Source organism: Alterileibacterium massiliense (assembly GCF_900104645.1).
In the GTDB taxonomy this organism is placed as follows: domain Bacteria; phylum Bacillota; class Clostridia; order Peptostreptococcales; family Anaerovoracaceae; genus Alterileibacterium; species Alterileibacterium massiliense.
In genome coordinates this window covers 172,061-195,680 of the sequence record NZ_FNWE01000002.1, presented here as the reverse complement: position 1 = coordinate 195,680, position 23,620 = coordinate 172,061, and the positions used below count along the sequence as shown (strand labels likewise).

19 protein-coding genes are annotated in these 23,620 nt (G+C 38.2%); 1 reads left to right on the top strand and 18 read right to left on the bottom strand.

All coding sequences use genetic code 11. From position 1 onward, the window contains the following. Positions 1–40: 40 nt before the first annotated feature. The gene (locus BQ5371_RS02710; RefSeq protein ID WP_071132410.1) at positions 41–1,090 is read right to left on the bottom strand and encodes an LPXTG cell wall anchor domain-containing protein; all 1,050 of its coding nucleotides are present in this window, start codon (positions 1,088–1,090) and stop codon (positions 41–43) included. Between the two features lie 68 nt (positions 1,091–1,158). Beyond that, positions 1,159–2,160, bottom strand: a complete 1,002-nt coding sequence (locus BQ5371_RS02705; RefSeq protein ID WP_071132409.1) for an LPXTG cell wall anchor domain-containing protein — start codon at positions 2,158–2,160, stop codon at positions 1,159–1,161. A gap of 486 nt (positions 2,161–2,646) precedes the next feature. On the opposite strand from BQ5371_RS02705, the gene coaBC reads away from it, so the two are divergent. Next, positions 2,647–3,855, top strand: a complete 1,209-nt coding sequence (gene coaBC, locus BQ5371_RS02700; protein WP_071132408.1) for a bifunctional phosphopantothenoylcysteine decarboxylase/phosphopantothenate--cysteine ligase CoaBC — start codon at positions 2,647–2,649, stop codon at positions 3,853–3,855. Between the two features lie 263 nt (positions 3,856–4,118). Here the strand turns inward: coaBC and BQ5371_RS02695 are convergent, their stop codons facing one another. The 16 genes from BQ5371_RS02695 to BQ5371_RS02620 all read right to left on the bottom strand — a co-directional run bounded on the left by BQ5371_RS02695 (position 4,119) and on the right by BQ5371_RS02620 (position 23,548). Further along, a complete protein-coding gene (locus tag BQ5371_RS02695) occupies positions 4,119–4,835 on the bottom strand; it encodes an HAD family hydrolase (protein WP_071132407.1) in 717 nt (238 codons plus the stop codon). Continuing rightward, complete coding sequence (gene gltA, locus BQ5371_RS02690; protein WP_235821172.1) at positions 4,832–6,229, bottom strand: NADPH-dependent glutamate synthase; 1,398 nt, start codon at positions 6,227–6,229, stop codon at positions 4,832–4,834. Before gltA ends, BQ5371_RS02695 begins: the two co-directional genes overlap by 4 nt. Continuing rightward, positions 6,222–7,070 (bottom strand): sulfide/dihydroorotate dehydrogenase-like FAD/NAD-binding protein, encoded by an 849-nt coding sequence (locus BQ5371_RS02685; RefSeq protein WP_071132406.1) that lies wholly within the window; start codon positions 7,068–7,070, stop codon positions 6,222–6,224. The genes gltA and BQ5371_RS02685 overlap by 8 nt, the downstream gene beginning before the upstream one ends. Positions 7,071–7,093: 23 nt before the next feature. Further along, complete coding sequence (locus BQ5371_RS02680; RefSeq protein ID WP_071132405.1) at positions 7,094–8,521, bottom strand: CCA tRNA nucleotidyltransferase; 1,428 nt, start codon at positions 8,519–8,521, stop codon at positions 7,094–7,096. A 3-nt stretch (positions 8,522–8,524) separates the two neighbouring features. After that, positions 8,525–9,604, bottom strand: coding sequence for a D-alanine--D-alanine ligase family protein (locus BQ5371_RS02675; protein ID WP_071132404.1), 1,080 nt, complete (start codon positions 9,602–9,604; stop codon positions 8,525–8,527). Between the two features lie 122 nt (positions 9,605–9,726). Further along, on the bottom strand, positions 9,727–11,703 hold the full coding sequence (gene prmC, locus BQ5371_RS06995) for a peptide chain release factor N(5)-glutamine methyltransferase (RefSeq protein ID WP_071132403.1): 1,977 nt from the start codon (positions 11,701–11,703) through the stop codon (positions 9,727–9,729). Positions 11,704–11,731: 28 nt separating this feature from the next. Beyond that, on the bottom strand, positions 11,732–12,994 hold the full coding sequence (rho, locus tag BQ5371_RS02665; protein ID WP_071132402.1) for a transcription termination factor Rho: 1,263 nt from the start codon (positions 12,992–12,994) through the stop codon (positions 11,732–11,734). A 17-nt stretch (positions 12,995–13,011) separates the two neighbouring features. Next, positions 13,012–15,186, bottom strand: a complete 2,175-nt coding sequence (locus BQ5371_RS02660; RefSeq protein WP_071132401.1) for an LTA synthase family protein — start codon at positions 15,184–15,186, stop codon at positions 13,012–13,014. After that, positions 15,179–16,060, bottom strand: coding sequence for a 16S rRNA (adenine(1518)-N(6)/adenine(1519)-N(6))-dimethyltransferase RsmA (gene rsmA, locus BQ5371_RS02655; protein WP_071132400.1), 882 nt, complete (start codon positions 16,058–16,060; stop codon positions 15,179–15,181). The genes BQ5371_RS02660 and rsmA overlap by 8 nt, the downstream gene beginning before the upstream one ends. Then, a complete protein-coding gene (gene rnmV / locus BQ5371_RS02650) occupies positions 16,053–16,649 on the bottom strand; it encodes a ribonuclease M5 (RefSeq protein WP_083377399.1) in 597 nt (198 codons plus the stop codon). The genes rsmA and rnmV overlap by 8 nt, the downstream gene beginning before the upstream one ends. Beyond that, positions 16,642–16,980, bottom strand: coding sequence for an FtsB family cell division protein (locus BQ5371_RS02645; RefSeq protein ID WP_071132399.1), 339 nt, complete (start codon positions 16,978–16,980; stop codon positions 16,642–16,644). Before BQ5371_RS02645 ends, rnmV begins: the two co-directional genes overlap by 8 nt. A gap of 11 nt (positions 16,981–16,991) precedes the next feature. Next, positions 16,992–18,497 (bottom strand): peptidoglycan DD-metalloendopeptidase family protein, encoded by a 1,506-nt coding sequence (locus BQ5371_RS02640; RefSeq protein WP_071132398.1) that lies wholly within the window; start codon positions 18,495–18,497, stop codon positions 16,992–16,994. Further along, entirely contained in the window at positions 18,470–19,864 is a 1,395-nt protein-coding gene (locus BQ5371_RS02635; protein ID WP_071132397.1) for a DnaD domain protein, read from the bottom strand. The genes BQ5371_RS02640 and BQ5371_RS02635 overlap by 28 nt, the downstream gene beginning before the upstream one ends. A 2-nt stretch (positions 19,865–19,866) precedes the next feature. Further along, entirely contained in the window at positions 19,867–21,249 is a 1,383-nt protein-coding gene (gene dnaB, locus BQ5371_RS02630) for a replicative DNA helicase (RefSeq protein WP_205408026.1), read from the bottom strand. Beyond that, complete coding sequence (gene rplI / locus BQ5371_RS02625) at positions 21,249–21,698, bottom strand: 50S ribosomal protein L9 (RefSeq protein ID WP_071132396.1); 450 nt, start codon at positions 21,696–21,698, stop codon at positions 21,249–21,251. Before rplI ends, dnaB begins: the two co-directional genes overlap by 1 nt. Positions 21,699–21,703: 5 nt before the next feature. Further along, positions 21,704–23,548 (bottom strand): DHH family phosphoesterase, encoded by a 1,845-nt coding sequence (locus tag BQ5371_RS02620; RefSeq protein WP_235821171.1) that lies wholly within the window; start codon positions 23,546–23,548, stop codon positions 21,704–21,706. Between the last annotated feature and the right edge of the window lie 72 nt (positions 23,549–23,620).

Below are 23,620 nucleotides of genomic sequence, written 5' to 3'. Positions count from 1 at the left end.
TCTTAATCATGCAAGGATTATTTGAAAAAGTAAAATCAATTTACGAATTCTTCCTTTTAACTGTAATTACAGCTCCTGCTGTACCTATGGCAAGTAATGAAATTAATACCATAAATGCCTCGCCATCACCCGTGTTAGGAACTGACGGTTTTTTAGTCTTTTCCTTTGGTGGATCTTTTGGTGGAGTATTTTCCTCAGGTGGAACTGGTGGCTTTTCTTCCTCAGGTACTGGTGGATTATATGTGTTTGTTACTGTTATATCTAGTGTAGGATAAGGTAAATAGTGATTTCTAGGATCATTATCGCTTCCAAAATCTGGCATTGGATTCCTTGGAACCAAGCCATCTACAGGCGCTGGCGGCCATCCTCTTACTTCAATTTCAAGATTTTCATCATAGCCCTTATACTTCTCTATCTCTGAAATTGTTAGTTTTGCATTTACATCATTATAAACGATTGCATTAGGACCTGGTTGCTCAAATTTTTTATATACGCTTCCTTGAGGAGCAATGTCTAGTGGTGGTTGTGGTATTGGAATCTTAGGTTCTTTGTAAACACTAATATAGCCTATTCTTGCCTCATGTGTACTAGCCTTTATAAATATATCTCTCGACATGAATTGGGCTACATACCCTTTGCCATCTTTATCTTTTATAGTCGTTACATACTGCTGGCGTCTCCCATTGTTTTTCTCAACTATTCTTTGCCCTGTGACAAAATCTATAAGTGCTATCTGATCACTCTGTCCAGGCTCCCCTGGGTAGTTTTCTATTCTTTGAGTCGCACTATGCCTGCTAATTTCAAAATTTAGTAACTGTCCCTCATGCCTTATTTGAAAACTTAATTCTGCATTTATAATAACAGGTTTATCTTTATCAGGTCCATAATTGCCTGTTTTGTCCGGCTGCCACTTTTTAAAAATTGCGATAGGCATTATTTCATCATCAAAAACGACAGGTGGGGCAGGTCCGACATATCCGCTGCCTCCGCCTCCGCTACTTCCTCCTGCATAGGAGAAAACTCCCCCTATATTGATAAAAGAAAGACAGATGATAATAGAGAGTAGCAACTTAAGTTTGTTCTTTTTCATATTTATCCCTCCTTAATCATTAAAAATGTCGTTTATTTTTATCATATTTAAACTCTTTTTTAGATAACTTACGAATTCTTCCTTTTAACTACCATTACAGCTCCAGCCGTACCTATGGCAAGCAATGAAATTAATACCATAAATGCCTCGCTATCACCTGTGTTAGGAACTGACGGTTTTTTAGTCTTTTCCTTTGGTGGAGTATTTTCCTCAGGTGGAACCAGTGGCTTTTCTTCCTCAGGTACTGGTGGATTGTATGTGTTTGTTACTGTTATGTCTAGTGAGTTAAAGAGAGCATAACCTTCAGGATGTGGTGGAGGTGGAACTTCCCTCATCTTTATTGGCTCTGCCGGCGAATATGGTAATGCTCTTATCTCAACCTTTTTATCATAATTATTGTAATTACCTATTTCAGTTATTGATAACTTCGCCTTAACTTCTGAATATTTAGTAGCATTAGGATCTGGTTGCTCTATATTTTTATACCTTTCTTCTTCAAAATGCATTGCAATAGGAGGCATCGGTGGTTTAATAGGTGTTTTCGGTGTTTTATATACAAGAATCTCCCTTATTATTGTCTCTTGAGTTTTTTCATTAACCATTAAATCTCTTGTATAAAATTGTGCAGTATATCCCTTTCCATCTATATCTTTTAATGTAATTACAGGTGCTGAGTAATACATGCTACTTTGCACCTCTTCAATTCTCATTCCTGTGAAAAAATCTATAGATGCTAACTGATTACTCTGTCCAGGCATCCTTAGATAGTTTTCTATTCTTTGCGTCGCATTATGCCTACTAATTTTAAAATTTAGTACCTGTCCCTCATGCTTTACTTGAAAACTTAAATCTGCATTAATAATAACCGGCTTATCTTTATCAGGTCCATAATTCCCTGTTTTGTCTGGCTGCCATACTTTCTTAACTATAAGAGGTCTTGCAGGTTCACTTGCGAAGCCAAAGCCACCGCCTCCGCTACTTCCTCCAGCATAGGAGAAAACTCCCCCTATGTTGATAAGAGAAAAACAGATGATAATAGAAAGTAGCAACTTAAGTTTGTTCTTTTTCATATTTATCCTCCCCCTTTGATAATTTTTCTTTAAAATATTTTCAAAATAAAAATCTCCCATTTACATAGGAGATTTCAAATCAAAATTAAAGCATCTAATATACCGATGCGTGTGTCACAATATATTCTGTCTGTCTGTATGTCTGTCTCATAATTTTGACTTCCTTATCAATTATTGTCAAGACTTTTGTTTTAAGTTATGTAATTATACCACATTTTTTAGTGCAATATCTATAAATTCTACTTTTTAAGTATATTTTTATAAAATATTTTATGGGAGTTGCTAAGTTCTTCTTTTAATATTTGAAATATAAGCTTCCTATCCCTGTTTAAACCAACAAATTTCTTCTTAATTCCGAGCATACTGTATCAGATATTTTTATTTGCTTTATTTCGATTTATAAAGATTGAATATATAAGTTTTTTCATGTTAAAATAACAATGATTTAATGATTAAATAAAGACCTTAATTGAAAGGAGTATTTCTATGCTTACCGGCAAGACTGTAATTGTTGGGGTGACTGGTAGCATCGCTGCTTATAAAGCTGCCTATCTTGTCAGAATATTAAAGAATCAAAATGCGAATGTTCATGTAATAATGACTGAAAATGGAGCGAAATTTATTTCTCCGCTGACATTTGAAACGCTGACTGGAAACAAATGTCATATAGATACCTTTGATCGTAATTTTCAATTCGATGCTAGGCATATTTCTCTTGCAAAGTCTGCGGATTTGATTATTGTGGCACCTGCTTCAGCTGATTTCATTGCAAAAGCTTCACATGGAATAGCAGATGATATGCTAACCACTGTGCTTTTGGCAGCCAAGTGCAAAAAAATAGTTGCTCCTGCGATGAATACCGGAATGTTGCTCAATCCAATTACTCTTGATAACATAAAAAGATTAAAGCATTATGACTTCGAGGTTATTGAGCCTGATGAGGGCTTCCTTGCCTGCGGTGACATCGGTGCAGGAAAGATGCCTGAGCCTGAGATTTTAGCCGAGCATATTTATAGGCAGATTGCTTTTGAAAAGGATATGACAGGGCTTAAGGTTCTAATAAGTGCAGGTCCAACGCAGGAAGAAATAGACCCTGTTCGATACATCACAAATCACTCAAGCGGTAAAATGGGATATGCCCTTGCCAGAGCCTGCATGATGAGAGGTGCAAGCGTATGCCTTGTTTCAGGGCCTGTAAGCTTAACTCCTCCAACTTTTATAGATTTAATTAAGGTAAAAAATGCAAGTGAAATGCACGATGTCATAACCTCTGAAGCGAAAGATTCAGATCTTATATTCATGGCGGCTGCTGTAGCCGATTACACTCCACTTACTCGGGCTGAAAATAAGATCAAGAAAAAAGACGGCGACCTTTCCATAAAACTTAAACGAACAAAGGATATTCTGTCTGAAATTGCTAAATCTCGCGGTGAGGGTAAAGGTTCGGGTAAGCAAGTTATCTGCGGTTTTTCTATGGAAACTGAAAATCTCATAGAAAATTCAAGAGAAAAATTGAAAAAGAAAAATATTGATATGATCGCTGCAAATAGCCTTAGGACTGAGGGTGCAGGCTTTGAGGTGGATACAAATGTTGTAACCTTAATTACGAGCGATAAGTCTAGGGAGCTTGGAAAACTCTCTAAATTTGATACCGCTATGAAAATTGCGAGTGAGGCTTTAATCTTGCTCAAATAAATCTTGTAACTTCCTGATAAGATTCTTCAAGATCATATAAGCAAGCGTGGGTTATTTGATGAGCGTGAGATGTTTGACGAAAGTGGGATAATTAAAAGAGTGAGAGATAAGTAAACGAGCGAAAGGGCGAAAAAGTGAGAGATAAATAAATAGTGAGTGAGATAATTAAAAGAGCGTGGGGTAATTTAAAAATAAAAAGTCCTACGCTCTTTTTTAATTATTAAAACTGCTAATCTATTAAATATGTTCATTCCGTTTAATTATCAAATCAGCTCATCTAATTCTTTTATATTGATGTCTGCTAGCTTTACGGCTTCTTCCCAGTCGCCCTCACTTATTTCATCAAATATGGCAACTGTGCTCAATCCCATTTTTTTTGCCGTCTTTATCGCATATAGCCCGTCCTCAAATACCCACACGCCTTTATCTGCTTTGAGATTCATAGAATTAAGACATAGGTTAAATGGTTCAGGTGTCCCCTTGCTTATATTTAAAGCACTGGCACTTATTATCGCTTTAAAATATTTTGTCATGCCGAGTCTGTCAAGGGCAGGTTTTAGCAGGTCGATATGGGTAGATGTCGCAACCGACATAGGTATATTTTTTCTATCAAAATACTCTAAAAGCTGAATGGCTCCTTTTCTAGGCATTACATCATTTACATAAAAATCCTTCATACCCCTTGCCATTTCTTTTCCGAAAAATTCTGCAATCTCAATGGTATCTCTATCACTTCCTACCTTTGATACAATTTTTTCTTGAAAAGGCTTATTGCCTAGAAGGCTAAATTTGTCAATCATGTATTCGGCAGCTTCCGTCATTGTCATGCTAAAGAGCGTCAGACCCAGGCTTTCATCTTCATAAATTCCTAGAGTCTCAAGGTATCTCACTCCGACGGTGAACCATGTGTTCATGCTATCAAGGAGCGTTCCATCAACATCGAAAATTGCTCCCCTGACTCTCTCTATATCAAGCTTCAATTTTTCTTACCTTTTCCTACTATATATTCATCTATTGATGATGCTGCTTTTTTGCCTGCTCCCATGGCCTTAATTACCGTAGCAGCACCTGTAACAGCATCTCCTCCCGCATAAACGCCTCTCTTTGTCGTTGCTCCGGTCTCCTCATCTGCTTCAATTCCACCTTTGTCTGTCAAATCAAGCCCTGGTGTTGTATCGTGAATAAGTGCATTTAGTCTAGTGCCTATAGCCATTATTACCGCATCACATTCAATTTCAAATTCTGAGCCTTCAACAGGGACAGGTCTTCTTCTTCCGCTTTCGTCTGGTTTACCGAGTTCCATTTTGATAACCTTAATGCTTCTTACATATTTTTTTTCATCACCCATAATCTCAACCGGATTGTTTAAGAGGTGAAATTTAATGCCCTCTTCTTCAGCGTGCTCTATTTCTTCATTACGAGCAGGCATTTCCTCTCTCGATCTTCTATATATCAAGTGCACATCGGCTCCCATTCTTTTCGCACAACGGCAGGCATCCATCGCTACATTTCCTCCGCCAACAACAGCGACGACCTTGTTCTTTTTGATTGGAGTGTCATAGTCGGGTCTATATGCTTTCATGAGATTTATTCTTGTCAAATATTCATTTGCAGAATAAACGCCTACCAAGTCCTCACCCGGTATATTCATGAACTTAGGAAGTCCCGCTCCCGTTCCTATGAACACGCTTTCAAATCCGTCGTCAAAGAGGTCGTCAATATATATCGCCTTGCCAACTACGACATTATTTATGAACTTAACTCCTTTTTTCTTGAGCGTATCTATCTCATATGCGACTATGTCTTTAGGAAGTCTGAACTCAGGGATTCCATATACGAGAACTCCTCCCTCTTTGTGAAGTCCTTCAAAAACAGTGACCTCATACCCCTTGTTCACTAAATCACCTGCACAGGTTAATCCGGCTGGACCCGCTCCAATAATAGCCACCTTGTGACCATTGCTTTCAGGCTTATGCACTTCTTTATTTCCTCTATGCTCTTTATGCCAATCCGCTGTAAATCTTTCAAGTCTTCCGACTGCCACAGGCTCACCATTTCTACCTCTTGTGCATTTACCCTCGCACTGGTTCTCCTGAGGGCATACTCTTCCGCATACAGCAGGCAATGAGTTTGTTGAAGTCAGTATCTCGTATGCTTCGTCAAATTTTCTCTCTGCAATTTTACCGATAAACTCTGGTATTCTTACATTGACAGGGCATCCATCAACGCAAGGCTTGTTTTTACAATTAATGCACCTCTCCGCCTCATTTACTGCCATCTCCTCATCATATCCGAGAGCTACCTCGTCAAAATTTGAATTTCTTATATTAGGTTCCTGCGACGGCATTGGTGTCTTGGTATTTTGTTTATTCATAATGGCGGACTCCTCCTGTGATATTGCAAACATGGTCAATCTCTTCGGTTTCTTCATCTTTATAATATGCGTTTCTTGCGATTAATTTATCCCAGTCAACTTTCTGTCCGTCAAATTCAGGGCCGTCGACGCACACATATTTCTTTTCTCCATCAATGCTCACTCTGCAGCCTCCGCACATTCCCGTTCCGTCAATCATCAGTGCCGTAAGTGAAGCAACTGTCGGAATATTATATGGTTTTGTAACCTCACAGACGAATTTCATCATTATAGGCGGTCCTACGGTTATCACTTCATCGTAGATATTCCCTTTTTCGATAAGCTTTTTCAATTTATCCGTCGTAAAGCCTTTTTCACCCTTAGAGCCGTCATCAGTTAAAAGGTAAAAATTATCTACTGCCGACTTAAACTCATCTTCTAATACGACAAGCTCCTCAGTTTTAAATCCTGATACCATATCGACCTTAACTCCAGAATCAGCGAGCCCCTTTGCGACCGGATAGGCTAGTGCATTTCCCGTGCCTCCTCCCACGACGCAAACTCGTTTAAGTCCATCTATCTTCGTCGGTTTTCCAAGAGGTCCAGACACATCTAGGATTGAATCACCAACCTCAAGCTGTGACAGGAGTTTTGTCGACCTGCCAACGCTTTGAAAAATTATAGTTACCGTTCCTTTATCTTTATCGCTTCCTGCCATCGTAAGCGGTACTCTTTCACCATACTCATCAACTCTAAAGATTATAAACTGCCCTGGCTTAGCCTTTTTTGCAACATATGGTGCTTCAAATTCCAGCCAAAACATATCGTGATTGAGTTGTTTTTTATTCACTATCTTGTGCATTAATTCTGCTCCTTTCTATTACCTTAATCTAAATATACCATTAGAAAATCCTTAATACAATGAATGATTGCTTCTCTATCATTTGAAATTTTCCCCTCAATTATCTCCTCAAGTGCGAAATCAAGAGCCTTGCCAACTATAGGCCCTTCTTTTACTCTAAGTTTGATAATATCATTTCCGTCAACCTCTAGCATATCCCCGTTTATGCAGGCACCCTCATCTATCTGCTTTTTAACAAGCTTTTTAAATTCTGCTATTTTTTCTATCTCTTTTTTATATGTTTCTTCTTTTTCTTCGTTTTTTATTTCTTTTTTCTCCAGCTCTTCATTATCCAGTTCTTCTTTGTCTAGTCCTTCTTTGTCTAGTTCTTCATTTATAAAACCCATCTCTGCTGAAATATAATATTTTTTAAATTCAATCAGCATATTGAGCCTGTCTTCTCCCATTTTTTGGAGCATTTTTCTCGCGTAAATTTCATTTATGAGAAGTTTTTCATCTTTGTTTGAGATTAAAAAAATTACATCTTTGATTATTTCCTTGCTATATTTTAGACCCTTTAGTATTTCATTGATTTTATTTTCCGGCACTTTGCACATCAAAATTGCTAGGTTTATTTTAAGCACCTTAGTTTTTGTTATCAAATTATTATTTCCTAATTTTTTATTTGCCGAATTATTATTTCCCAATTCTTTATTTGCGGGATTTATAGCACCGATTAAATTAAGATTATCTTGATACGAAAATCCAATTATAAATTCTATTATCTCTTGATATTTTCTAAGTACGAAAGATGCTCCTCGCGAAATAAGAATTTTATTAAACTCGGCTTGGATTCTTTCTTTTGAAATTTTAGATAGAAGCTTCTTACAGGATAGCATCATTTCTTCGGTTTTTTTATCCATTAAAAAATCATATTCTGCAAGCTCCCCCTCAAATCTTATTCCTCTTAATATTCTAAGTGCGTCCTCATTAAAACGAGCTGCCGGATCTCCGACAGCTTTAATAATTCTTTCTTCAATATCTTTAAGCCCCATAAGTGGATCTATGATTTTGCCATTTTTATCCATGGCTAATGCATTAATTGTAAAATCTCTTCTTCGCAAATCCTCGCTAAGACTGCTTGAAAATTTTACAGAATCGGGATGTCTGGCATCGCTGTACCTTCCATCTATTCTAAAAGTCGTTATTTCAGAAAGTGCAGTTCTGCTATTATCGCTCTCAAATAGCGTTATTGTGCCATGCTTTTTACCTAAGGTTTTTATTCTATAGTCTTCAAGCTTGCCAAAAATTCCTTCGATTTCATCTGGCGTCCCATTTGTTGCTATATCCCAGTCATTTGGTTCAATCCCAAGAATTAAGTCTCTAACAGAGCCTCCAACGATATATGCACTAAACCCCTCATTCTCAATTGTTTCAATTATGGATATTATTTTTCTTGGAATAGTATTCATTGGTCACTCTTGATTAATTGCAAGTTCTATTAGATCTTTGATAAGTTCTTCTCCCGAAATTCCTCTATCCTGCCAGAGGAGCGGATACATACTTATGCTCGTAAATCCTGGGAAGGTATTGATTTCATTAAATACTATCTCCCCATCTTCTGTGTAGAAAAAATCCACTCTGGAAAGTCCTCTGCACTCAAGAGCCTTATAAATCTCTATCGCCTTAGACCTAATCTCGTCAATGGTAGCCCTAGGAAGGTCGCTCACAATTCTCGTCCTTGATTTTGGATTTTTATATTTGGAATCGTAGTCGTAAAATTCTCCAGCTGATAGAATTTCTCCAACCTCACTCGCTTTAGGTTCATCATTACCAAGTATTGCAACTTCTATCTCTCTACCTACTATTTTTTCTTCAATAAGAACTTTCTTATCCTCCTTTAATGCGAGCTCTATCGCACGAGGAAGCTCTGCTTCGCTTTTAATTCCTGACGCACCTATTGATGAGCCTGCGGAAGAAGGTTTTACAAAGAGATTATAATTGCCCTTAAATTTATTTTTTATCCTTAAAAGCTCTCCATCTTTGTCCTCTAGATATTCCTTTTTTCTTATTTCTATATATTCCGCCTGCCTTACCTTTGTATATCCGACAAGCTTCTTCGTAAGTGACTTATCCATACTATTTGCAGAAGTGGCAACTCCGCAGCCGACATAAGGAATTTCTGCCATATTAAGCAAGCCTTGAATATCGCCATCTTCTCCATGATCACCATGTAAAACCGGAATTACAACATCAATTTTCTTATAAATAAACCTATCCTCATCCAAAATCACCATGCCGTGGGCAAGGGGGTCTGGCGTGATATATGCCGGTCTATTGTTATTTTTGTCTTCCCATCTACCATCAAAGATTTCTTCAGGTGATGCTTCTGTAAGGAACCATCTTCCCTCTTTATCAATGCCTAGCTTTAATATTTCATTTTTTTCTGAATCATCGTTGCTTCCCTTTACAAGCCATTTTAATACAGCTGAAGCAGACATTCTTGAAATCTCATGCTCAGAAGATTTTCCACCAAAGATAAGTGCAATATTCATCTTTTCGGTCCTCTCTATCAGTCTAATTTTCAGTACAATTTATCAATATGTTTTTTCCTTTAACTTGCAAATCTAATTATCAATCTCATTTTTATTTTTCATTTGCCCCGTTAATCAGTATTTTATTTTTTTTCGGCTACTATAACCCTATCTAAGCCGGCAAGATCTTTAACCGTTGATATTCTCTCGTAATCACCGGTGAAGGCAAGAAGTCTTGTTACCTCTTCTGCCTGCTCTGAACCTATTTCCAAAACTAAGTTTCCACCGCTCTTTAAATGACTTGATGCCTTTGAAGCAATAATCCTATAGAATTTAAGTCCGTCCTCACCGCCATTTAAGGCAATCAAAGGCTCGTAGTTTTTGACCTCTTCATCCAAGGTATCTATAATATCCTCTCTAATATATGGGGGATTGCAAGTTATAATGTCATATAATTTGCCCTCATATAGTGCGTCGAACATATCGCCCGTCAGGAACATACATCTCGAATAGACGGAGTTGATCTGTGCATTGCTTATTGCCGTGCTTATTGCCTTGTCGCTGATGTCCGTCATCGTGACTTCCGCATTCGGAAATTCATGTGCTAGAGATATTCCAATAGCACCGCTACCTGTGCATACATCCGCAATTACAGGAGCCTTGATATTTTTCCCCTTGATTAGGCCTATGGTCTGCTCTACCAAAATCTCTGTATCAAGCCTTGGAATTAGAACATCGCTATTTACCCTAATCAGATGTCCCATAAAGCCTTGCACCTTTATTATGTACTGAAGTGGCACGCCAGAAGCTCTCTTTTCAATGAGCTTGTCATATTCTTTAATATCATCTGCAAAGATGACCTCTGTGCTTCTTGTTATTATATCAGCATGAGAATATCCCATCGCATAGCAGAAAATCTCTGTAGCATCATGCTTTGCATTTGGTTTTCTTGCAGCCGCAAGAACTTCTGCTCCATGTGCAATCACTCCTGCAACTGAGCGTGGGTCAATATAAAGCTCGAACTCAAGCTTATCGCTTTCTTCTTCTCTGCTTGCAGCGGGATTAGCCACACCTCCCGCATTCACCTTGATTTTATCCTCTTTTTTTCTTCCAGCTAGTTTTAGCGAAATCTTTTTGATTATGTTCATATCCTTATCCACAATCGCCTCCATTTCCGGCTCATCAGGCATGCCAAGTACAGCCTTGAGTGATACCATAGCTATTTCAAGTTGTTTATCCGTAGGTTCATTTGTAGTAATTTTCTGAAGCATAAGACCGGGCGTGCTCAGAATTTTTACTAAAATATTGTCGCTTCTTCCCGCCCATTTTAATAACTCGTAGCTTATCCCTGCAATTACAGGAAGAAGTGCTATCCTCGATGCTATTCTAAGCGTAAGGTTAGGCCAGCCGAGGAAGGAAAATAGCAATAAACTTATTATAAAAACGAACATTACAAAGCTCGTCCCACATCTTGGGTGAAGCGTTTCAAACTGCCTTGCGTTATCTGGCACGAGCTCAAGCCCATTCTCAAAGGTATGAATCGTCTTGTGCTCCGCACCATGATATTGAAATAATTTTTTAATATCTTTCATCTTAGATATTAAGAGAATGTATAGGACAAATAATAGAATCCTTATTAAACCCTCTGCAAGATTTAGAAGGACTGAATTTTCAATGTGTTTTTCGAGAAAGCCTCCTGCCCATGTAGGAAAAATCACAAATACTGCTATAGAAATTACAAAGGCAAATATTAATGATATGAACATGGCGAAATTCCATGCTGCTCTCTCTCCGAAATGCTTTTCTATAAAGCTTTCTTTTGAAGGTTCTTCCTCCTCATCTTCTTCCATAAATTGTTCAAGGACATCAGCTGAATCCATAAGAGTTTTCATTCCGCTAACAAAAGAATCGAAAAATGAGAATACTCCCCTTATAAATGGAATTTTATATGCCCTTGACTTTGGCTTGTTCTTCTCTCTTTTTAAATATATTCTATCATCAGGAAGTCTTAATGCTATCGCTGTCCATGGCTCGCTTCGCATCATAACGCCTTCCATAATGGCCTGCCCGCCTATAGAAGTCGGCACCGCCTCTTTTAAGAAAATTTTTGAGTAGTCCAATTATTCGCCTCTTATCCTGTTATCCTGTTTAATAATTAATTTTTCTCATTATGTTTATAAAGTCATTATTTGTCTTTGTGTGGGTCATATTATCTAGAATTTCCTCTGTTACTTCAGACGGATTGCCATCGGACATCTGCCTTCTTAGGAAGAACATGACTTGATATTCTTCCTGCGTCAATAGCAGGTCCTCTCTCCTTGTTCCTGATTTGGCAAGATCTATCGCAGGGAAAATTCTCCTCTCGCTCATCTTTCTATCTAGGTGAAGCTCCATATTTCCCGTTCCCTTAAATTCTTCATATATTACATCGTCCATTCGGCTTCCCGTGTCAACTAAGGCTGTTGCTAGTATTGTAACACTTCCGCCTTCTTCGATATTTCTCGCTGTACCGAAGAATTTCTTTGGTGGGTGCAAGGCCCCTGGGTCAAGTCCACCTGAAAGAGTTCTTCCTGTCGAAGGAACTTCCATATTATATGCCCTTGCAAGCCTCGTTATGCTATCTAAGAGGATAACTACATCTTTACCCTCTTCAGCAAGACGCTTTGCCCTCGCATTTACCATCTCTGCAACTTTAACATGGTGTGCGGGCTTTTCATCAAAGGTAGAATATATGACTTCCGCCCTTTTTAGAGACCTTTTCATATCGGTTACTTCTTCAGGTCTTTCATCAACTAGGAGCACAATTAACTCCGTGTCCTTATATTTTTCTTCGATACTGCTTGCTATCTTCTTTAACAAAACCGTCTTTCCCGCCTTAGGCTGAGCTACGATTAAACCTCTTTGCCCCCTGCCTATAGGAGCGATTAAATCGATCATTCTCGTGCTGAGTTCAATAGGCGTGCTTTCTAATGTAAATCTTTCGCGTGGAAAAATCGGCGTCAAATCATCAAATCTCGGTCTTTTCTTCGCCTGCTCAGGAGTCCTGCCATTTACAGATATTACTTTTAGCAAGGCTCCGAACCTCTCTCTCGAATTTGCCTCTCTCTTGATGCCCTCGACCTTATCTCCCGTCCTTAAATCAAATCTTCTTATCTGGGAATTTGATACATATACATCAGCGTCCGAGGTTAAGAAATTGTTAAATCTAAGAAATCCAAACCCGCCGTCTGCAATTTCGAGAATCCCTACAACCTTTTCAAGTTCTTCTTCCTTATTCTGCTTGCTTTTCTCTTTGCCATCTTCTTGGCAATCTTCTTTTTTCGCCTCTATTTTTTCCGTCGTCTCTTCTTTGTTTTCCATATTTTCCATTTTTTCCGCCGTGATTTTTTCTTTGATTTCTTCTTTTTCCATGTGTTTTTTCCTTGTCTTTATAACTCTTCAAGTGTATTTATTGTCGTAAGTATTGAATTTTCTTTTCTATCAATCTGGCTTACCTTAAGCTTTTTAATATCCTTTGGATCCAGTTTTTCCTTTAGTCCTATAAGTTCAGGGCTTAGATATATAGTATTTAAAATTTTTCCATTCATGCTAAAACTGCTGGACTCCGTAAAATTTTGTCCGGTAATATAATAACTACCGCCAATTTTTACTATTTTTTCAGCCTTAATATCCTTAAATCCCATCTTCATATTGGTTTTTTTATAAGGTCTTTTACCGCCAAAGACAAAATTATTGCCATACATTTCGTCATATGAAATTGCCTTCAATTTCCTAAGGTAGTCCTTTTTATTAACCCTATCCGCCGTCTGTTGATAGTCAAAGATTGCTCCCTGTGCTACTATCCCTGCATCTTCGAGAAGTCTTGCTCCAGCCTCATATGCTTTGAGATTTCCATCAACCTTTGGAAGCCCGATATTATCCCATATCACATATCTCGTCTTATATAAGTCACCATTGGCATATTCGCTTTCCTTAATATCGAGTGCGGGTATGTGGTCACCGTATACCAGCATGATTGTCGGCTCGCCAGCCTTATTTATCTCTTCAATTAAATCACCTAAGAATTTATCCATCTCATAACACTCGTTAACATAGTATTCATACTTATATTTTGTAGTATTATTATTTGCTGTTACACTCGTATATGGTGAGGAAAAAATTTGATCCTTAGGATATGCTCCATGCCCCTGAACCGATACGATGTGCATGAAATCGCTCTCCTTTGTACTCTTCATTATTTCCATGATGTCATCTGTCATCGTCGAATCCTTTGCCCAGCCGACCGGCGTTCTTTCGACATCGTTCATGTATTCAACTGATGTATAAGAGTCAAAGCCTAGATTAGGATATACCTCATTTCGATTGTAAAAGAGGGCTCTATGGTTGTGCATTGCTGCAGTATAATATCCATTTTTTTTGAGCACGCTGGCTAGGCTCTCCTGTGTCTGCTCTCTCAGCTTTCCCTTGTATGGATATTCTCCCGGTCCAAAAAATCTTGAGCTTATTCCAGTCAAAACTTCAAATTCTGTATTCGCAGTACCCGCACCGCAGGCAGGCACCTTAAACCAGCCTGTCGAATACTCCTCTCTAAGCTTGTTAAATACAGGTGTAGGGTCATTCGATGTGCTTATGTGATTATAATCCTGTGCAAGCGAAAATGATTCCAGCTGAAGAACTATTATATTAGGACTTTTGTATGCACCCTGCCATGTCTTTTCGCTATATTCATCAGGATTGAATTTGCCTCCGGTATATGTGTCATTTTTCAATATCTCATTTATGCTCGCTTCGGAATATCCAAAAGGCTTGTTAATTCCCGTATTTGCTGTCGTATTTATAAATCCGTATGGAAAACCAAAGTCTTTGTATGCGTAGTTGAGGTTACCGAAATATGTTGAAAGCTTGCCTATCTTTAGAAGCCCAGCCGTTGAGCCTGCGAGTAAAGCAACGAGCAATACAAGTGTTATGATATTCTTCTTCCAATTTAGATTACACCACTTCTTCGATGCAAAGAAAAATATAATTAGAAATACTACTGCAAAAGCTATTACGATAATCAGCATGATTAGCTGCCAGATTTTGAAATACTGTGTAACGAGAGTTAGGCCGTCTTTTAAATTCTGCATATCGTAGACTGTAAAAGGAGTCATTCTCTTAGTCAAAATTATGCCATTGCCAGTCCCAAGAGTAATCCAAAATAATCCTGCAACAGTTGCTACGAAGTTTCTTCTCTTAAACAATAGCGATATTGAAAGCGTAGTGAAGATTATAAGCCAATTGTATAAGAAAACCAAAGGCTGGTTAACTATCATTAGAAAACCGCCAAGAGTGCTGGTCGTAATTCTTGCAAATTCTTCTATATATAGGTAAATCAAAAGCGAGAAGGCAGCAAGCTTTAGGACAAAATATTCCTGATGAATTTTTCCATCGTAAAGCTTTGATTCCCTTTTCGGAATTTTGGCATATATTCTATTTATTCCGCTCTTAATCGACAAGAATACCTTTTTTTTCTCTTTTTTATCTTTTTTTGCCTTATCGCTCATTGCTTCTTTGCTATTTGTTTTATCATTCATTATTTTTTCGTTCTTTATTTCATTATCCATTATGCTTCTCCTCGGCTAGTATCGCCGAAAGTCTTGCAAATTCAAGGAGCGAGAGAGTTTCTGCTCTTCGCCTTAAATCAATGCCGAGTGCATCAAGAGCCTTGATGATTTCTCCCTTGTCAAACTGCCCTCCGTGAGAGATTGAGTTAACTAGGGTTTTTCTTCTCTGCATAAATCCAGCTTTAATTATTTTGAAAAATAATTCTTCATTCGCTACCGAAATTGCCGGCTTTTCTCTTATATCCAGTTTTATAACTGCCGAATCGACCTTTGGCATAGGATAAAAATTTTCCTTATCCACTTCGCATATCAATCTTGGCTTTGAATAATAATGAGCTAAGTAGGTTATTGCCCCGCATTTCTTTGAGCCCGGTTCAGCGATTATCCTGTCTGCCACCTCTTTTTGAATCATTATTGTAATGCTTCGTGCAGGAATTTTTCCTTTAAGCAGGCTTACAATTATTGGGGTTGTAATATAATATGGCAGGTTGCCAATTATCTTGACTTCTGATTTACCAAACTCTTTGGTCGCTTCCTCTATTACCTTATTAAGGTCTATTTCAAGCACATCACTATGGATAATTTTTACATTTTCATATGGGCTGAATCTATCTTCAAGAATCGGAATCAATCTGTCGTCAAGCTCAATTGCAATGACTGCTCTTGCTTCTTTCGCAAGGAGAGCTGTGAGCGTCCCTATTCCGGGGCCTATCTCTATAACTATGCTATTTATAGCTTCTGACCCGCTAACAATATCCTTAGCAACTTCTCTATTTGTTATGAAATTTTGACCTAATTTCTTAGCTGTTTCAAATCCGTATTTTTTCTTGATATATTTTATTTCATCTAAAGGCGTAGGATAGATATTATTCAACTAAAAGTGCCTCCATTATGTCTTTTTTGCTTATCCCAAAATCATTCGCTCTTTTTATAAAACCTTTTGCATTTGTATAGCCTATACCGAGCTTATCACAGAGCCTCTCTCTCCTAATCTTTGCTCCTTCTCCTCCGCAAATTCCAAGGGCATAAATATCCTCTGGGCTTAATGGGCTTTCGCTTTGCGATTTATTGGCAAGTAGGCTTTTGCCTTGCGTCTCGCTCTTCTTGCTTTTTGCAGACAAAATTGCTGTCAAAATGTCTTCTGAACTTGCATTTTCTACGCCTATATCCTTATTTTTTCTCGCTTTTTCTCTAGATAAATTTGCGTGCAAAGCTTTAGGACATCTTTTCTCAATCTTTCTTCTTATCATTTCGCCTGCATGGTCTGGGTCAGTAAATATTATTACACCCTTTTCTCTATAAGCTTTATCTATAAGCTTCCATGTTTCCTCTTTTATTCCAAAGCCGTGGGTAACTATTATCATAGCATCAATTGACTGCTTTACTCTGGCTTCGTCATCTCTGCCCTCGACAATAATCGCTTCTTTTATTTTAATTTTTTCATTGATATTATCTTTAATCATCTGTCGTAATATTTATCTTGTTCTCCCCCTCAGGGAAAATAAAGATTATCTCTTCGGGATTTGCCAGCCTTAACTGCTCTCTCGCCAATTTTTCAACATATTCCCTATTGTCGATATTTTTATATTCTTCTTTTAGCTTTGACCGCTGGAGGATAAGTTGTTCATTTCTTTCCCTTAACCTGTGATTTTCAATTCTTAGAGAAATGTAATTTCTGAGAGGATTGCCTATTACAAGGGAAATAATCATTATCATAAGGATAATGATTTTTCGCCTCGAAGCTCTTTTCTTCTTTTTTCTTATTATCTCTCTTTCTTTTTTTCTATCAGTCATCTCTTATCCAATTAAAATGATAGCTTGCTAGCAGGGTCAATCGGGCTTCCATTGACTATAATCTCAAAGTGCAGGTGTGGTCCCGTGCTATTTCCTGAGCTTCCCATGCTAGCAATTTCCTGCCCCTTATATACCTTTGCTCCGACGCCTACATGAAGTGCACTATTATGACCATACCTCGTTACCACTCCATTGCCATGGTCGATGTCTATGCAGTTACCATATCCGCCGAAATATCCAGCTCGTATGACCGTTCCACCATCTGCTGCAAATATTGGCGTTCCCGTAGGACCTGCAAGGTCAACTCCCGTATGGAATCTTCCCCATCTTGGTCCAAATGGCGATGATAGAATGTAATTTCTCGTTGGAAGCATAAACACACCTGTTGGTGCGGTCTTTGGTCTATCCGTAATTCCGACCAATATAATCTCGTCCACTGATTCTATTAAAACTTCCTTGTGCTTAATATCTCTATGAACTATATTTCCATTTATCTTTGTGACAGTTCCTGTGATAACCTGTTTGCCGTCAACACCTGCTTGCTCTACATAGGTGTCTCCCTTGTAATAATCCTTGCTGTCCTTTTTAACTGTTTTATATTTGATAATCTCTGACATCGTTCCAGTTTCTACAAGTTCTATCTTTGCAGGAGTAACCGTCTTTGTTATGGTTAAAATATCTCCGCTTTTTACCTTATTTGCTTTTTCGCCTGTTTTATCAGCAATATCGTCCGCCTTGACGCCAAATTTTTTCTCTATATCCTTTATCGTTTCTTCATTCTCTACAATATGCCTTAGAGTATATGTCCCTCCTTGGCTTAGAGTTTCTTCAGATTTCTTGCTTCCCTGAACTCCATTTATCATTACCTTGAGCGGTTTAAACTCGATCTTTCCTTTAAATCCAATCTTTTTTATCTTCATGCCCTTATCGGGTACTCTATTTTTTTTAAGGAGCCTTTCGGTCACTCTATTTGCTATTGTTTCATTTTCCACAACTGAAAGCAAAAGTCCATCTTGATAAATACCAATCGCTTCCGTTTCTATATTCGTCATATATGTGAGCTTGTTAAGAACCATGTCATTATCATCGAGGTCCTTGTTCTTTGATGTAGTCTTTTTAAATGTGATGTTGTCATTTGCTACAAATTTAATTCGTGAATCCTTATTTGTATCAGAAAGCCCCTCGCTCGCAACATCTAAAACATCATAGACCGTTTCCTGATTGTGAACATAGCCGATCACCCTGCCATTATATGCGTATTCATATATTGTAAAATGGTTCATTACAATAAAGACCATGCAACTCGCAAGAAAAAGTGCCATTATTGTTAGCGATAATTTATGTGCCCTGCCCGGCTTCATTCTGTGTCTATGTAGCCATCTTCTGAACTCCACAAATGACTTATAGGCTTCTTTATCTACAATCGCTTGAACATGGTCGTGGGCTTCAACCACCTTTGCAAATCCATTTTGTATCTTATTAATTGTTTTTATCTCTTGTCCCTTTTTTGATTCCATTCATAAGCCTCTTTTGTTCTATCTTCTATGCAGGAGCATACCTTTCCTTGATTTGTAACTCCTGTGTCATTACATTTCTTGCATCTATATTGAATTTCTAGATAGTTCTCATCATATCCGCTTTCCGTCAAAATCTTCTTCTTTTTCTTATCAAGCTCTTTCTGCCTTGCGAGAGCCTGCTTTCTCTTGATTTTTCCATCTTTAGTAAAATCAAAATTCACTATATTTTCTCTTATATCTCTCTCTATTCTCTCGACATCCTTCCATATTGGAATTCTTTTTTCGACTTCCTTGCAACGCAAGTTATATTCATCAATTTCCTTATTTCTAAGCATGGATAGATATTCTTCGAGAACTTTCCTTGAAATTTTCACACCTCCATTAGCTCCATGCTCTATCTTACCACCTTGACTTTCGTACTTATTCATGAGCACCTTATCGATGTATCTTAAGTTTGGCTCTCTTAGTCCTGCCGCCTTTCTGCAAGCATCTAATATCTCTTTTAATGAAAAATTGTATCTGTCAAACCACGGTGCCATAAGCTCCTTATCTGCATTAGATACGGGCCTATTAAAGCCAATTTCCTTGAAAATTCTCTTATAATTTGAAAATCTCTCGTCATTTCTTGCATTATATTCTTTAACTTCGCTAGGACTTTCAAATCCTTTTTTCTTCCACTCAATTGCAACCTTTGTTATGTATGAAATGCTATACTGACTTCTGTCTGCACAATATTTTATAGCATAAGAAAAGACCTTAGGATCAACCTCGTATATGCTTATTGCCTCAGCAACTGTATCCATGGCTTTTGGCGAAAGGAGCTGCCCTGAACTTTCTTCAAGCTCCTCATATATATTTTTCAAGATGTTCGCCATATCTTTATTAATGATATTTTCAGCTTGAGCCATGCCTCCTAGATTGCAAGCCTTACTCTCTTTATTTCCAGCATATATTTTTTCGTCGCTATCATCTTTATCTCCATTATCTCCGGAATATCTTTTCTCCCCGCTATTTTTATATTGATAATTATTATTTACACCGGCATTAAAGAAAGTTTCAATCTGGCTTATAAATTTTACTCCGTAATTGTTTTTTCCCTCTTCATCATCAATTTCGCTAATCTCAATAACGCCCTGTTTTTCCCAGTACCGCCATGCCTTATCAATCTCATCTTCAGGAACACGAAGTATTGCTGCGAGCTTGCTCTGTTTTATCTCAATCCCATTCTCTGCATACATAAGCCCGAACATATATACCTTGACATAATCGCCTGGTGCCATTGGGAGTAGGTCATTTATGAACATATTGTCTACGCTAGTCTGATAAAGGTAGATATTGTTTTTTTTCTTTTTTTGTAATTTAATCATTTCTAATAATTATTTGCCACCTTTTCAAGATTCCCAAACTTGGTATGCCTTGCAATCCATGCCAGTTCAACTGTTCCCGTTGGTCCATTTCTATGCTTTGCAATATTTACCTCACAAACACTTCGGTTGCTACTTATCTCGCTATTACCTTCTTCGTCCTCATCTGCATAATAGTCCTCTCTTCGTAGGAAGATTACTATGTCTGCGTCCTGCTCAATAGCTCCGGATTCCCTCAAATCTGAAAGCTGTGGTCTATGGTCTTTTCTGCTCTCAGGTGCTCTAGAAAGCTGGGACAAAAGAATGATTGCACAGTCGAGTTCTTTTGCCATAAGCTTTATATTCCTGCTAAGAGCACTTACCTCTTTTTCTCTATTTTCTGCACCGCTCATGCTCATGAGCTGGAGATAGTCTATGATTACTAAGTCCAGTCCACGCTCAGCTTTAAGCCTACGGCACTTGTTTTTCATCTCAAGAATCGATAGGTTTACTGCCTCGTCTATCACTATCTTCTTGCCCTCGAACTCATCTTGCGTCATGCTCAGGCTCTCCCAGTCGTTCATGGTGAGATTTCCTCTTTTTATATTCTCCATGTCAACGCTGGCAGCCATTGCTAGCATCCTCTGCCCGAGCTGTTTATTTGCCATTTCCAAGCTGAATATTATTACAGAATTTCCTGCGAATGCCGCATTTTGAGCAACATTAAGTGCGAAGGCTGTCTTTCCCATTCCCGGTCTTGCCGCTAAGATAATGAGGTCAGTTTTATGTAATCCGCCGAGCAATTTATCTAGGTCTTTAAATCCTGTTGTAATCCCTGGTAGCTCTCCCTTGTTCTTCTCCAGCTCCTGAATATCTTTTATATTCTCTATGAAAATATCATTTATATCCTCATAATCTCTGCTTTGAGTGCGATGAGCAATCTCAAATATCCTCTGCTCCGCCTGATCCAGAATCTCCTCCGGTGCCCTTCTTCCGTCATATGCACTGCTTCTTATCATTTCAGCTTCTTTTATGAGCTTTCTCATATGTGATTTTGCAATAACAGCTTCAGCATAGTGGTAGGCATTTGATGGCACTATGGCGAAATCGCTTAAATTTGTAAGGTAAGCAAGCCCGCCTACAAGTTGAAGAACCTTATTTTTATCGAGCTCCGTCCTCAAGGTTAGCGTATCTATCTTGACACTTCTCCTATACATATCAACCATTGTCTTAAATATCTCTTGATGTTCCTTTATATAGAAATCATCAAATTTAAGTTTGTCAATTACATCGGATACCGCTTCCTCGCTTATAATCATCGAGCCCAAGACCGCTTTTTCTGCCTCAATGTCCTTAGGTGGCTCTGCCATATATGCTGTTTCTCTGCTGTAGCTATCCTCTTGAATCATTATTCTTCCCCTATAACCTCGATTTTTACATTCGCTGAAATTTCAGGATATAATTTTATCTGAACCTCAGTTATTCCAGTGTTTTTAATGGGCTTATCGAGCACTATTTTTTTCTTGTCGATCTCTTTACCGGTTTCTTTTGTTATGGCTTCCGCAACATTCATCGAGGTAATCGAGCCAAACAATTTATCTCCACCACCGGTCTTTGTCTTAATTACAAATTTCTTGCCCTCTAATTCTTTTTTCTGTCTATTTGCTTCTTCTTTTTCTAGAGCAACCTTTTCTTCATTTGCAGCTTTTTGCCTTTCTATCGCCTTTATATTTGCCTTAGTTGCCTCAACTGCTAAATTCTTTGGTAAAAGCTGGTTCCTCGCAAAGCCATCGCTGACCTTGACAATATCCCCTGCCTTTCCAGTTCCTTTTATATCCTCTTTTAATATAACCTTCATATTAATTAATCCTCCTTAATTTTTAGCTTGCTATCGCTCTCAAAATATTCTTTTAATTGCTTTACCACTTCTTCTGGTGCGTCATCGACTTGAGCACCTGCCGATGTTAGGTGACCGCCTCCTCCAAATTTTTCGAGTATCACCTGAACATTAATCTCTCCCAGCGATCTACCGCTTATGACCGTCTTATGTCTGTCATTCTTACCAAGGGCAAAAGCAGCTTTTACACCCTTGACTGAAAGAAGTGCATCTGCAACCTGTGCATTGATAATCTGTGCTTCTGTAGAAAACCCTTCAGAAATCGATATTGCAATGCCATTTCCAAGATATTCTGCATTCGCCAAGGCTTCTGATTTTACCTGAAATGCAGTTACATCCGTTTGGAAAAATCTTTTTACCTCGGTGGTGTCTGCTCCAACTCTTTTTAACCATGAGGCCGCCTCAAAAGTCCTTACTCCCGTTTTTATAGAAAAGCTGTTAGTGTCAACCGTCATTCCTGCGAGCAGGGCTTCAGCTTCAAATTTATTTATAATTCGTTTTGGTGCGGAATATTGAATTATCTCCGTCATAAGCTCTGATGCCGACGACGCATATGATTCTATATATGAAAGCGTCGTGTCTCTAAGAGCATCATCAGAAAGCCTGTGATGATCGATAACAACAACTTTACCCGCTATGTCAATTAATTCAGGGCATTCAATTAGGCTAGGTCTGCTCGTATCTACGACTATTACGAGGTCGCTTCCCGTGCATAGCTCCTTGGCTTTTTCCCTACCAATTATCTTATAGTCTTCGGAATTAACAGCTTGATCGTATACTACCTGAAGTGCCTCATTATATTCTTCAACAACAAGTCTTGCATCTTTTCCGAGGTATCTCACGAGCTTATATGCACCAATTGCCGAGCCAAAGCTATCCATGTCAGGCCACTTATGTCCCATAATAAATACGGACTCCGCCTCGCTTATCAAATTTTTAAGTGCGTGAGCTATAACCCTTGATTTTCCCTTATTATTTTTTTCTACCGACTGGAGAGTCCCGCCATAGTATACCGTCCTATCTCCATTTTTTACTACGGCCTGATCTCCTCCTCTGCCCATAGCTAAATCCTTTGCGGCTGAGGCAAGTTCCAATATATCATTTGGGTTTTCCGCCCCCATGCCAACTCCTATGCTAAGACTTATTGGGAAATCTGAATTAGTTTCTATCTCTCTGACTTCATCAAGTATTTTAAACTTAGTCTCTATTATCTCTTCTACATTTTTTCTATATATTGCAAGCTGATATGTGTATTCATTTACATTCTCGATAGATGCCCTATATTTTTCTGCCCACTTTCTTACGACCTTCCCTACCTTTACAGGAAGTGCCATTCGCCCATCTTCGCTATTGCTAGAAAGTAATTCATCATAGTTATCAATGCTTACATACATTAGGCAGAGCTGTTTGTCCTGATTAAGTTTTCTTAGCTCTTCTCTTTCGGTTACATCTATGAAATAAACTATGGTTTTAGAGTTTTCAGCATTTTTTTTGCACGAAACAATTTCTATATTTAGTGAAAAATACCGTTCATTTCTTTGGATGACCTTCTCTTTTTTTTCTGAAGTTTCCTCTTTATTTAGATTTAGCAATTCTGATAATTTTACTCCGGTCAGTGCGAAAAAATTTGCACCTGTAATTCCCTCGTATGCGAAAACCTGCGTCATCATAGGATTTGCACTTTCTATAATGCCATCCTCATCTACCTTGCACGCTGCGAATGGCAGATTGTTCATCTTATTATTGTTATTGCTTGCTATAATATTCGTATTTGTGCTTGAGATATTTTCTTTTCTTTCGATCGTATCCATAATATTATCCATTTTCTTTTGACTATCTGTTGTCCTCTATCTCCATTGTCCTCTATTTCTATTTGCCTCTGT

What these genes read in the sequence shown, in the direction of transcription:
- BQ5371_RS02645 (WP_071132399.1), bottom strand. Translation starts at nt 16,980, where the DNA reads ATGACTGATAGAAAAAAAGAAAGAGAGATAATAAGAAAAAAGAAGAAA.
- BQ5371_RS02620 (WP_235821171.1), bottom strand. Translation starts at nt 23,548, where the DNA reads ATGGATACGATCGAAAGAAAAGAAAATATCTCAAGCACAAATACGAAT.
- BQ5371_RS02705 (WP_071132409.1), bottom strand. Translation starts at nt 2,160, where the DNA reads ATGAAAAAGAACAAACTTAAGTTGCTACTTTCTATTATCATCTGTTTT.
- coaBC (WP_071132408.1), top strand. Translation starts at nt 2,647, where the DNA reads ATGCTTACCGGCAAGACTGTAATTGTTGGGGTGACTGGTAGCATCGCT.
- dnaB (WP_205408026.1), bottom strand. Translation starts at nt 21,249, where the DNA reads ATGATTCAAGAGGATAGCTACAGCAGAGAAACAGCATATATGGCAGAG.
- BQ5371_RS02710 (WP_071132410.1), bottom strand. Translation starts at nt 1,090, where the DNA reads ATGAAAAAGAACAAACTTAAGTTGCTACTCTCTATTATCATCTGTCTT.
- rho (WP_071132402.1), bottom strand. Translation starts at nt 12,994, where the DNA reads ATGGAAAAAGAAGAAATCAAAGAAAAAATCACGGCGGAAAAAATGGAA.
- gltA (WP_235821172.1), bottom strand. Translation starts at nt 6,229, where the DNA reads ATGAATAAACAAAATACCAAGACACCAATGCCGTCGCAGGAACCTAAT.
- BQ5371_RS02680 (WP_071132405.1), bottom strand. Translation starts at nt 8,521, where the DNA reads ATGAATACTATTCCAAGAAAAATAATATCCATAATTGAAACAATTGAG.
- BQ5371_RS02640 (WP_071132398.1), bottom strand. Translation starts at nt 18,497, where the DNA reads ATGGAATCAAAAAAGGGACAAGAGATAAAAACAATTAATAAGATACAA.
- BQ5371_RS02635 (WP_071132397.1), bottom strand. Translation starts at nt 19,864, where the DNA reads ATGATTAAATTACAAAAAAAGAAAAAAAACAATATCTACCTTTATCAG.
- rplI (WP_071132396.1), bottom strand. Translation starts at nt 21,698, where the DNA reads ATGAAGGTTATATTAAAAGAGGATATAAAAGGAACTGGAAAGGCAGGG.
- BQ5371_RS02675 (WP_071132404.1), bottom strand. Translation starts at nt 9,604, where the DNA reads ATGAATATTGCACTTATCTTTGGTGGAAAATCTTCTGAGCATGAGATT.
- BQ5371_RS02660 (WP_071132401.1), bottom strand. Translation starts at nt 15,186, where the DNA reads ATGGATAATGAAATAAAGAACGAAAAAATAATGAATGATAAAACAAAT.
- BQ5371_RS02685 (WP_071132406.1), bottom strand. Translation starts at nt 7,070, where the DNA reads ATGCACAAGATAGTGAATAAAAAACAACTCAATCACGATATGTTTTGG.
- rnmV (WP_083377399.1), bottom strand. Translation starts at nt 16,649, where the DNA reads ATGATTAAAGATAATATCAATGAAAAAATTAAAATAAAAGAAGCGATT.